The organism is Pseudomonas sp. PDM25 (genome assembly GCF_019219045.1).
Classification (GTDB): Bacteria; Pseudomonadota; Gammaproteobacteria; order Pseudomonadales; family Pseudomonadaceae; genus Aquipseudomonas.
In genome coordinates, this window is record NZ_JAHUWL010000015.1 from 65,941 (window position 1) to 77,441 (window position 11,501).

The window sequence follows — 11,501 nt, forward strand, 5'->3', positions numbered from 1 at the left end:
CTGCTTAAGTCACTTTGCTCAGAACGACCCAGGCCATGTCGTAATCATTGCCGTTGCCACTGGGCTGGCCGCTGTCGAGATAAAGCGTTACCTCAGGAACGTTCGGCGTGAAATACAAATCCAGAACCATCCAGTTAAAGGAGCCAATCGTCTGATAAGGCGATGCGGCACCTGTGCTGGTGCTTAAGCGAAGCACCGGAGAGTCGTGACGGCCATCCATTCGGGCTACGGCAAATTGGTATCGGTACATGGCCCCCGGTTGCAAGTTATAGAAGGACTTTTGCAATACCGTACCGTGTGAACGCATCGTATAGGTGTAGTTGTTCAGCGCGTAAAAGCCCCTTCCGGGAGCCGCGTAAAATGAAAAGTCACTCGCGCCACCACCCGCCCCGCCCGGGGCCCAACCTTGCCAGGCCACGTATTTGAAATCTGCAAGATCGCTTAACAACCCTTGCTGAACGGTGAAAGCGTGTGGCAGCGATTGTTTGGAACCATCGATGGTTCGCGCCGTGATGACATGCCTGGTCACTGCGAACCACCGCGCAGGGACCGTCCACACGCCGTTGTCTGCAACCGGGAAGCGCCCGAGACTGGCGTCGCCATCATAGACGTCGACCTGCTGTTTCGGGGTTGCCTTGCCTTGAATGATGATGTTGCTCTGGTAGTAGGTTGCGCCGTTATTGGGTACCTGGCGGTCACCAGTCGTGACGGAAGTAATGGTAGGCGTCTGCGCTTCCTGCACAACAAAGGCCCAGATGGCGGAGGGCCGGTTTGTGCCGGGGTTCTGCACGGTGAAACTGTACGAGCCCGGCGCCAGGGTGGTGAGGGTGTGTGACCAGGTTTTCCCTGCGGTGGAGGTTGGTGTGGCCACGATCACGCCATGGTTGCGCAGTTCTACGGGGACACTCACTCCAGCAGTGCCCGTCAGCGTTGCCCGGGTGGCAAATGTCTGGCTGTTGCGGGGGATATCGCTGCCATTGCCGTCCTTGACTATCGTGATGTCCGGGTTCGGAATCGGTGAGCCGATGTTCAATCGCCGCCGTTCCGAAACCCGTTGGGTTTTGGTAAAGGGGTTGGTGACGGTATAGACCAGCTCGACGGTGTTGTTTCGATTGGCCAGCAGTTTCTCGAAGGGCACGGTTCGCGTAATGTCTTTGCCCACCATTTCAGGCTGCACCTCTATCGGCGGTGACGACCAGGAGTCCTGCTGGTTGGCCCCAATGAAGTCGAGCCTGACGATGTGCAGGGCACGCATGCCGGGATAAGGCTCGATGGTGACCGCTGCACCGTTGGGTACATTTTCCGGGATCAACACATCGTCTTTCGCATCGATGACTTCCGGTCGCAGCAATTGGGCCGTGATGTCGCCGATTTCCAGCACCAGGGTTTCGGAACCCACGTCTTCAGTGTCTTTGCGGCGGACGGTGTACTCGACCAGTACCTTGGCCCCTTCCCATTTTTCAATATGGTCTTTGGGGACGGTGAACTCGATGTCCTTGTCCACCATATCCGCGCTGACGGGGCTGGACGCCGCGTAGAAATCCTCTATTCCTGCCGCCGTTATGACGTACCAGTAAATGTAAACGACATCGTTGAGAATGATGGCCCCTGGCTGGCTTTTCACGATCACGTGGGCCGGGTCGGTGTCTACCGCGACAGACCCCCCTTTGGCTTCAGGCACCACAGGTGCAGCCAGCTTCAGGGGCATGCCGATCATCTTGGCGTAGGTCGTGCGTGAGTAGCGCGGGGTGGTGGGTTTGGCGGCTTGGGTCAGTCTATAGTCAACTTTGACGAAACCCCGAGCGATCAGGTGGACCCGGTCATAGGGAATCATGAACGTGTGCGAACGGCTCGACGCTTCGGGTTTCCATTGCATATCCACGGGCACCTGACGGCCACCAGCGCTGACGCCGCGCCAGCTCAGATCCACCACGTCCCCAGGTACAAAACTGACTTTGGAGGAGAAGATATGTGTTTCGACGTCCTCCCCCAGCAGTGCATCAAGGTCGAGCTGTTGTTCGCCATCCGCCTTGTCGATAACGGGGGGTTCGAGTAGCACGAGCGTGGGGTCGAACAGGAAGAAGATCGGAGGCGCATCGGCAGCGCTGTGATTGTCCACCACATCCTTAAGGTGATAAGTGAGCCGCAAAGGATTTACGGGGGGCAGATTCGTCAGGAGGTTTTTAGGGATCGTGAACTTTATGGGCTTGCCAACCTGGCTGGTAGTGACCAGGGGCAGCTCGATCTTTTTATCTCCCCACAGGACAAAAATGGTGGAGTTCTTGCGCATGTTCTCGTAGGGCGCGATGGTGATGGGCACCCCGTTGTTGTCGTCCAGATAGTCCTTGGTGACGCCGTTATCGAGGATGTCCCGCTCCACCTCGATAGGCGCCAGTCCCTGATGGAAAGCCTCCGTCGGATCCGGGTCCGGTCCGCCGGGCAGGGTGGTTTTGATCAGTACTTTCAGTGCCGGTGAGCGTTCGTAGTCGCCCCCGACATTGCTGATCCTGCGTACGCCGACCACCAGATCGCACACGCCGTCGGGCAAATCATTCTGTGAGATGACCTGGAGTATCCGTAGATTCACCTGTGTATCACTGACAGTGCCATTCGCAAGTGTGATCGGGATCCCAGACGAGTAGATCGCTTCAACTATCCAGTGATCACCTGCCGACATGCTGCTCCACGGGTCGATCGCCGTTATCAGCCCTTTTAGCTGGTTTATTTCTTCCTGGAACGCGCGTCTATTGATACCGTATTCGGCCTCATCATCCGCCAGCAGGCTGATCAAGCTGGTTATCACGAGCACAGGAACGCTATTGACTCTGATATCGCCGGGTTTTGGCAGCGGTGGAAGCAGGTCAATTTGCCGTGCTTTGACAGGGGGCTCGGGTGTGTTGAAAACGCTCATGGCGGATTACCTCTGAACAGGTGGGTAATGGGAGTCAATCGATCCTGCGGGTGTTGCCGACAATGAAGACCTGGACGTACTTCGAGCGTCGGCGTTCGCCGCTGGCGGTGACTTGCGTGTACGCCACGTTGGCAAAACCACCGGCCAGGCGCTGGACCACGGCGTTGGACACCTCGAAGGTCAGCGCTGTCTGGGAGGCAACCGTTCGAGAGTCGGTGAACAGCTGGGGCAGGCCTGTGCGGGGTTCGCCTCGCCAGTCGAGTTCCACCACATCCGTTGGGGCAAAGACCGAGGCCGGGGTCGCGACCGTCACGATGACGGACTTGGCCCCTAGCGCAGTCATGTAGATGGCGTTGTCCTGATCGGTTTCGGACACCACCGGGGCGGGCAGGCGTTGTGCGTGATTGGCGTCCTGGATATAGACCATCAACCCGATCGAGTGGTCAGAGGCCATGTTGCCCACCTCGTCAGTTACCCAGTACTGAAGCAAGGCCTGGCCACTGCCGTCGGCCGCGATCATTTCCTGGGAAATCGTGAGCTCGACCGGTTGACCGATCTCGGACTTCAGAACCTTGTGTGCGATGCGCCAGCCGACATACTGAATCGCCACGGTATCGTTGGGGCGCATGCCCTGCCAGGGCTGCACGGTGACAATGACGTCCTGTGTGCCGTCGATGATCGACGGCGTAATGACGGGGGGCCGCAATAACCTGTGGCCCGGGTATTCCGGTTGTGGGTCGATTCCCCCGGGCAGTTCGGTTTTGACGAACACCTCAAGATGCCCCGACTCCACGCTATTGACCCGGTAGAACCAGGTACTGAAGCCCTCGGGAATGTCCTTGACCTGGACTCTTCTCAAGAGCGGCTCGCCGTTATAGTCACTTGGCACGGTGAACCAGATGATCGGCAGGGCGGGCGAGGTCGGGTGGCGAATGAACACTTCCACCCGGTCACCGACGAAGATTTGTGTGGGGGGAATAACGATCGCCATACCGTTGATGTTGCCTCGGGCCAACGTTCGGTTGATGCCCACATCCGCGTCTTCGATCGCCGTGAGGGCGCCGGGAATATCAAGCCTGCTTTCGCTCACGATCGAGGTGGCAAACCGGGCGGGGCTATTTTCCACCAGTTGTTCGTCAATATTCATGATGTGTCCTCAAGTCAGAGCGAACTGATGCCGCCAGATCACAGCGGATGGGCTCTTATTTAAGGTTCCGGCGTTGAAACCGGCTACTGTCAAATGTGACAGGTCAAGGCACTTTTCAGACGGGTGGCAAGCTTCGCCTATACGCCGCAGGGGCATTACCGCCCCCCGGCGCTGGTGGTGTCAGAGGTTCTGGAAGTGCTGCAAGGCTAACGGCCTGCCGATTTCACCACGCCAGATAGAGTCGACCGGCGCACCGGTTTGCGCCTGTTTTTGTTGCCATTGCAGGCCGAGTTGGCGTTGTTGCGCTGTTTTGAGATGGGCTCTGACGAACTCGTCGAAGCGCGGTTGGGGCTTGTTGTAATGAAAATGGGCATACCACAGGGGCTGTGCCGGAGTTTGCGTCAGGTCGAGCACTTCGTACTCCTGCAGGAAGTCCCTGCGCCCGTTCTTCGGGCGTGCGAGCTCGGTCAATTCACCGTTCTTGCGAATCTGCACCGCACCCTGTTTGAGCAGATAGTCCAGATACCCCTCTGTGGGCGTCTGGCTGATGAGGGAGTGCCGGATGCGTAAGTCTTGTCCTTTGCGCGTCAGTTCGGCAGCCTTTTCGCGCAGTTGCCCGATGAGAGGGGCCTGGGGGTCGAGGCGTTCGATCTGGCTGGCGCGCAGGCGAAGCTCGGTGGCTTCAGTCAGCATCATGTGTTCAAGGTCGACGGGCAGCATTTTTTGCCTGGCGTAGGCTTCGACCTTGTCCTGGTACGCCGCCTGGGTGTTCAGGCGACTCTTTGCCTCCGCCAACAAAGGCCTGACATCCGTGGGGGCATGCTGTTGGCTGACCCGCAGGGGATTCTCCTGCAGACGGTATTTGCCGTGTAACCCTGGCAACCAGTTTTCGGTATAGCCATCGATGCCCTTGAGTGTGAATCGATCCTGGCCGCTGATCACGTCACCGATCAACAATTGACCTTGTTCGGTTTCAAAGATCTTTTTCACGATAGGCCCGGTCGGCCGTGGCACAGATGTTTGCCTGATGGCCTGGCGAGCTCGTTCGGCGGTTTTTTCTATGCCGTCCAGGAGCAGCGGGACATAGGTGAGATCGAAATGTTGAGGATAGCTGGCTGTCCATGCCGTCAGCTCCTTGCGAAATTGATCGTAGGCCGCCAGACACTCTTCAAGAATCCTGGTGCGTTCCGCGGGGCGGGCGTTCACTTGGTGAAGACAGTGTTGGGTAGCCAGGACCCGATCGATCCTGGCCCGTGCGTCAGCCATCTGGGTTTGCAGATAAAACCAGGAGACATCATTAACCGCATCAAACCGACTGACGACTTGCAAGTATTGACCCGTTTTCAGGTACTGCCGGTTCTCCGGCAGCAATGCGGCTGCCATTTTGTTTTTTTCTGTCGCTACGACTCTTCGTTGAGCGTCATTGGTGATGCGTTTGCTCCATTCATCAATCTGTGCGCTGGTCGCGTCGATCAATTCGAGCGCCTTGACCATCCCTACCCGTGCATTTTTGCGCTGTTGCAGAAGGCTCAATATGGGCTTGAAGTCTGTGTTGGGCAGAGTATCCGACTGGTTTGCAAAATCGTCGAGTTCCTCCAGGTGCTGAGCGATGCGCCTGGCGCCAAACCTCAACCGGTGCAGTGAGCGGTCCACTATCACCCAGGCCATTCGGCTTTTTACGTCGTTAATACCTGCCCGTTTGTTGCCATGGCTCAACGGCAACAGTTCTTCGAGTTCCAGGTAACCGGTTTTGGCCAGTTCTATTTCTTTCAGGCAAGCGGCGTCCAGGTGCTTGATTTGTGCCATGTGGGTTTGAGGTGGGCTGATTTTGTAGCGCTCCAGCGCCTCATTTGTGCGCTTGCTCAGGGTGCTCAGTTGCTCGATCCTGGTATCGGTGCTGGCTGTCAGTGCTTGTTGGCGCCGAAAAACCCGATCGACCCACCAACGCGGCAGTCGCTCGCGGATGACCGTCGGCCAGATCGGATCAAGCCTGTTGGCCAGGTAACTTTGTACCCCACCCCCTCCCGCCAGGCCGCCATTGAAGGCAGTCCCGTAAACGGCGAAGTGAGTGTTCCATTGCCCGCTGGCATCGAGGGCTACGGGTTGTTTATAGCTTTTGAGCTGAGTCCCGCTCAGCCGCCAGGCCCCGTCATGCAATTCCACCTTGTAGATGATTCCGTACCTGACAATGAAGTCACCGTCGGCGTGTCGATAGACATTGCGATAAACGCCGTCCGTACCGGGTTGAAGGCCCGCCAGGGAAACTGGTTTTTCGTAGTGATAGCCAGCGAATCGGGCTGCGATGTGCCGGGCCTCTCGTGCCGATATCAGCGGTGTGGACGAAGCGTCAGTGCCTCTGAACATCCTGCTCAACTGGCGATGAAACGTTCGTGTGCGGATCGCGCTGAGTCGCAAGCTGAAACCCGAGAGAAAGTCCATGCCTGCATCGATCAACGCCTGCAACACCATGGTTATTTCAGCCATGCCTTGCACGTGATTACCTTTGCGAAAGGCCGCGACGGCTTGATTGGCGCTGTTCCAGGCATCATAGAGGCCGACACCGGTACCGATGATGGGCAAGACGCCAATGGCCATTTTCAAATAGGTGAACACCTTCTCGCCCTTGACTGCGTATTGCTCCAGAAAGAGTTCGCTGTTGGAGCGTGAGGTGTTGCGATGAGCCAGGATCAGGCGGCCCATCTCGGCATGCAATAGATGGGCTGGTAATGAAGTGCTTTTGGGCCACGGGCGCCCGACGCCGATGATCCCGTCGAAGTTTTTCAGCAAGGCTTGCGTGATGCGGCCCAAGTGATTTGCCTTCAGGCCATCAAGGGCGCGCTCTGCCAGATAGTTGGCCATTTCACTGCCAAGGCACAGATCGAACAACGCCTTTCGGGCTTGCTCCAGACTGTCGTATCGGCGCAGGAACACGCCGTCCGGGGTGTCGGGCAGGTACAGCAGCGTGAGTCCGCTGATTTTCTCCTCAATGAAGGTAATGCCCGACAGGGTGGTTGGCTTGTAGTCCGTATCTTTGCCTCCCGCGCTCAACAACGCGGGCAGCAGTACGATCTGCTGGCCATTGGCGGACCAGTCCTGCGCCGTCGCAGCTTCAATCGCGACGTTGAGGATTTGCCACTCGGTGGCGTTGATTGCACCTCGCAGGAGGGCAAAGCGTCCCTGAATGGCGAGTTGCAAGCGGTAGGGTTCGAGCAGGCATTCGTGGTGGTATTCACGTTCGAACGCCGATGCTGTCGCAGGTCCGCTGTAGGTGCTGCGTATCAGCTCTTCGTAGTGACGCGCCAGATCGAGTTCCGGCACGAGGGCGCACAGGTACGACAGGGTGATGCCTTTGACCAGCGCATCGCGCTCGGTATCGGAGCTGGCGGTGACTTCGACACGCATGAAGCTCAAGCGCTGCTTGATGCTGTCGTCGATGTTCAGCAGCGCCAGCTCATGGATCGACAGTTTGCTGCGGCTTTGGCTGGCGACCCATACGGTTTTGGTCGGCGTTCCCGGTGCGCCTGGGGCCACGGTGAAGTGTTGTTCGGATGTCACTGCATCAGGCAGGTCCAATTGCACGGCGAAGCTGTGCTGGAGTGAGAAATCCTTGCGCAGCCGGGCATCGATGCGTTTGGCGGCGAAGTCACTGACCAGCGGCAAAGTGAGCTCGTGTAACGCGTGGGCGCGTTGCAAGGCTGGTACATAGCGTTCGATCAATGCATTGAGCTGCAAGCGTTCACCCGGTGATGCCTGGGTGAGCCATTGGGGGAACTGGCGGGTCAATCGTGCGCTCAGGTTTTGCTCGACGATTTGTGCGAAAGCGAGGTCGCGGTTCTGGTGGCTGGGCACCTGCAGGGCGGCAAGCGTCTGCTCGCGTAACTGTCCCAGTGCGTTCGCGTGTTGTGCGGGTTGGGAATCGATGGGGTATTGCTGGCGGATCTCGGCTGCGCGGCGTTCGAAGGTCGTAACTTGTCGATGCAAGCTGTACTCGAAAGGGTCGGTGGCGATCGGGGTCAGGTGCAACGCCGCGTGCCCGTCGGCGGCATGCAGTTTAAACAGGGAACGCTCCATTTCCCGGCGATTGGCGAACCGTTGCAAACCTCCGCCAGCACCGGTGCAGTAGAGCAACAGGCTTTGCGTTGAGGACGGGTCTTGCAGCGTCGCGGTGTCGGCGAAAACCAGCAGCCCCTCCAGCTCCTGGCGCTGCGCAACGGTTTCAACGTCGCCGGTTTCGCTGACCGATAAGGTCACGAAGGCAGCGGCGCTCTGATCGGAGCGATCGGCGCTGGCAGGCGTTTTCAACACGGCTTCAAGCAGCTTGTGTTCGGCGGTATCGATCTGCTCCAGCTTGAGTTGGATGTTGGCCTCGGCTTGCAGGGCCTTGAGTCTCGCCTGATAGAGTGCGGTGTATTGAATGTTGATCGTCGACGTATCGAAAACGCGCTCGCGTTCCAGCAGGGCGGATGCCGCGGTCATGGCGGCCTGGTCGGCCTCGTCCAGGGATGCAAACAGGGCCTTGAGCGCTGTCACCTGTGGATTGTCGAACGTCTCCTGATCGTGTTTTTTCAGCATGTTTTCGATGGCGCTGTATTGCTGCCTGAGTGCGGCCTTGCGCACGAACAAAGAGAATTCGTGCCCGGGATTACCGAGCGGGAAGGAGGGGGCGAGCGCCTGATCGTCCTGCTCGTGTACCGGTGCGGGGAGGTCCGGCGCTTCGCTAAAGCCTCCTTTTGCGCGGCGTTGCGCGTCGACTTGATTGACAGCGAGCAGTGCATAGGCCGCCTGTTCGGCAATGTCGTCGCCAAGGCCGGTGCATACGCTTTCCAATTGAATGGCATGCAAACGCTCCAGTAATTGGGCTGCACCGACCTCCAGCGGGGCACTCGGGTTGTTGTAGTCGACGACGCTGTGACCGTCAGTCGTGACACTCCAGGGGATTTCGTGTTGATGCCTGATCAGCCAGCTGTCCAGCTCGCTGCGCTGACTGAAGTGCAACAGCGCTGGCCGGTGGGTGGGCAAATACAGCAACTGCTCGGTGGATTGTCCCCCGTAAAGGCTGATGCCCAGCACACCAGGAAGTTTGGCGAAACGATTGTCAGCGCGTTGCAGGGCCAACTGTTCGGCGATGACTCGCTGGCCTGCCACTTCGGACTTTCCGTCGACAGGATCGAGGATCGCCAGCAGCGGCTTTAACTGCTCGGCACTTAACGCACCCTCGGCGACGGCCAGCTGGCCTGCAGCGTCAACGTGTGTGCGGTACAACCGGGCGGCCAGGTGCCGTCTTGATAATGGCGAGCCATTGGCTCGGCCGTTCCAGTACGTGTTCCAGCCGTCCGTCAGGCGCTGCTTCAGACCCAGGGCCTTGAGTTGTTTGAGCAGCTCGACGGCAGAGGTGGCGAAGTGTCGATGGCTGCGATCGATCCCCGTCACCCGACAGGTGGGGATATGCCGCGGGTCCAGATCCGGTTGTTGCAGCAGGAAGGCGCAGGCTTCTGTCAGGCTGCAACGGCGCGAAGAGCGCTCGGCGGTGGCCGGAAAAAACAGGCCGACCCGCTCGCCATCCAGATCCAGTCGTTGCTTGAGCGTTTGCGTCAAGAGGCTGTGAACGCTGGGGGAGGTCGCCATGAGCTTGAGCATTTGCTGCTGGCTGTCTCGCCAGCGCTGCGAGGCCTGGAGGAACGAATGTTCATTCTGCATCGCCGGGATGGTGGCGAGTGCGAGGCCAAAATCACTGAGGGTGATTGGGTCAGTGTCGTGATGTTGTTCGAGCATGGTGTGCCTGGCTTCAAGGTGGACGGTTGGCAGGCATTGAATGCGAAGGGGCTCGGGCGGTGGTGGTACATAGTTATCGCATTGACCGTTCAGCGAACTTCATCAAACTGTCATGTAACTGTGGCAGCGCGCTTGAACAAACTTCATCAGACTCGCGCTCTACTGGAGTCCTGCGTTTCGGTGTTTTTCATGCGTGCACGATTTTTTTCCACAGCGGTTTTCCTGGCCGCGCTGTTGTTCGGCCTGCCGTCCCTGGCGGCGTCTCGTTGCGATATCAATGTTCCGACCGAACGGGTCGATCTGGCACAGGTGAGCCTGGCGTACCAGAGCATCGGCCGTGCCTCGGACCCTGCGTTGTTGCTGGTGATGGGCCTGGGCGGGCAGTTGATTCACTGGCCGGACGAGGTGGTGGTTGCGCTGTGTCAGCAGGGTTTTCGGGTGATTCGCTATGACAATCGCGATGTCGGGCTCTCGACCTGGCGGCAACCCCCCCCCTGACGCCAACCTGACCTTCGAAGTGCTGCGCTACAAACTGGGTTTGCCGGTGTCGGCGCCGTACACCCTGACCGATATGGCAGACGATGCCTTTGGCTTGATGGATGCGTTGCACGTCGAGCAGTTCCACGTGCTGGGCGCGAGCATGGGTGGGATGATCGCCCAGCACATGGCGGCGATGGCGCCGCAACGGGTCGAGAGCCTGACCCTGATCATGACCAGCTCCGGGGCCGAAGGCTTGCCGGCGCCGAGTGCGGCGTTGGTGCAACTGTTGTCGCGTCGTGGGGCGCCCAATCGCGAGGTGGCACTGGAGCAGCAAGCCGATTTGCTGGCGGCGCTGGGCAGCCCGACGGTAAGCGATGATCGGCAAGTGCTACTGCATCAGGCGGCACTGTCTTATGACCGGGCGTTCAACCCCGAAGGCGTGAAGCGCCAGATCATGGCGATCCTCGCCGAGCGCAGTCGTGTGGCGCTGCTCAATCAACTGCGCGTACCGACGCTGGTGGTTCACGGCACTGCTGATCCGTTGCTGCCGGTCATGCACGGCGTTCATCTGGCGGCGCATATCCGCGGCAGTCAGTTGAAGCTGATTCCTGGGCTGGCGCATCGATTCCAGGAAGCGTTCAAGGCGCCGTTGCTGGCAGCGGTGTTGCCGTATTTGCAGGCCCATCGCGAAGACACCTCGCATTGGGCGCAGATTGATCCGGTGGCTGAACACAACCTCCTGTAACCCCCCAATCCAACTGTGGGAGCGGGCTTGCTCGCGAAGAGGGAGTGTCAGCTGGCATTAATGTTGGCTGAAACACCGCCTTCGCGAGCAGGCTCGCTCCCACAGTGATTTGCGCTCAATTCTGGAAGTGGACCCAAACCGAAACCAGCACCGTAGCCGCCATCAACCAAGCCACCGCTGCCACAGCGAGCGAAGCCTCCAGCCGCATCCGGTCCACCATCACATACAACGTCGCCAGGTAGATGAAGTAAGGAATGATCGACCACATCCCAAACACGATGGTGGTCTTCAAATCCTCCAGCGAGCGACCCTTGCCGACGATGTAATGCGCAATCAGCGCAAAGGTCGGAAACAGCGGCACCAATCCTGCGATGTAATAGTTTTTGGTCTTGGCCAGTGCGGCGAGGATCACCACCACGGCTGCGCCCAGGGTTGCTTTGAGGATC

Annotated in this window: 4 protein-coding genes and 1 pseudogene; 1 reads left to right on the forward strand and 4 read right to left on the reverse strand. The window is 58.7% G+C overall.

What is annotated here, in order from left to right; translation table 11 throughout:
- Positions 1 to 4: 4 nt before the first annotated feature.
- The 3 genes from KW848_RS24545 to KW848_RS24555 form a co-directional block, all read right to left on the reverse strand.
- Positions 5 to 2,911: a hypothetical protein gene (locus KW848_RS24545; protein ID WP_218538356.1), complete on the reverse strand. Its 2,907-nt coding sequence runs from the start codon at positions 2,909 to 2,911 to the stop codon at positions 5 to 7.
- A gap of 34 nt (positions 2,912 to 2,945) precedes the next feature.
- Entirely contained in the window at positions 2,946 to 4,058 is a 1,113-nt protein-coding gene (locus tag KW848_RS24550; protein ID WP_218538357.1) for a hypothetical protein, read from the reverse strand.
- 180 nt (positions 4,059 to 4,238) lie between these two features.
- A complete protein-coding gene (locus tag KW848_RS24555) occupies positions 4,239 to 9,830 on the reverse strand; it encodes a dermonecrotic toxin domain-containing protein (protein ID WP_218538358.1) in 5,592 nt (1,863 codons plus the stop codon).
- Between the two features lie 189 nt (positions 9,831 to 10,019).
- On the opposite strand from KW848_RS24555, the pseudogene KW848_RS24560 reads away from it, so the two are divergent.
- Positions 10,020 to 11,055: pseudogene (locus KW848_RS24560) on the forward strand (alpha/beta fold hydrolase).
- A gap of 115 nt (positions 11,056 to 11,170) precedes the next feature.
- Here the strand turns inward: KW848_RS24560 and KW848_RS24565 are convergent.
- Complete coding sequence (locus tag KW848_RS24565) at positions 11,171 to 11,500, reverse strand: GlpM family protein (protein WP_178082235.1); 330 nt, start codon at positions 11,498 to 11,500, stop codon at positions 11,171 to 11,173.
- Between the last annotated feature and the right edge of the window lies 1 nt (position 11,501).

Coding starts and splice junctions, on each gene's coding strand:
- KW848_RS24550 (WP_218538357.1), bottom strand. CDS start 4,058: ATGAATATTGACGAACAACTGGTGGAAAATAGCCCCGCCCGGTTTGCC.
- KW848_RS24555 (WP_218538358.1), bottom strand. CDS start 9,830: ATGCTCGAACAACATCACGACACTGACCCAATCACCCTCAGTGATTTT.
- KW848_RS24545 (WP_218538356.1), bottom strand. CDS start 2,911: ATGAGCGTTTTCAACACACCCGAGCCCCCTGTCAAAGCACGGCAAATT.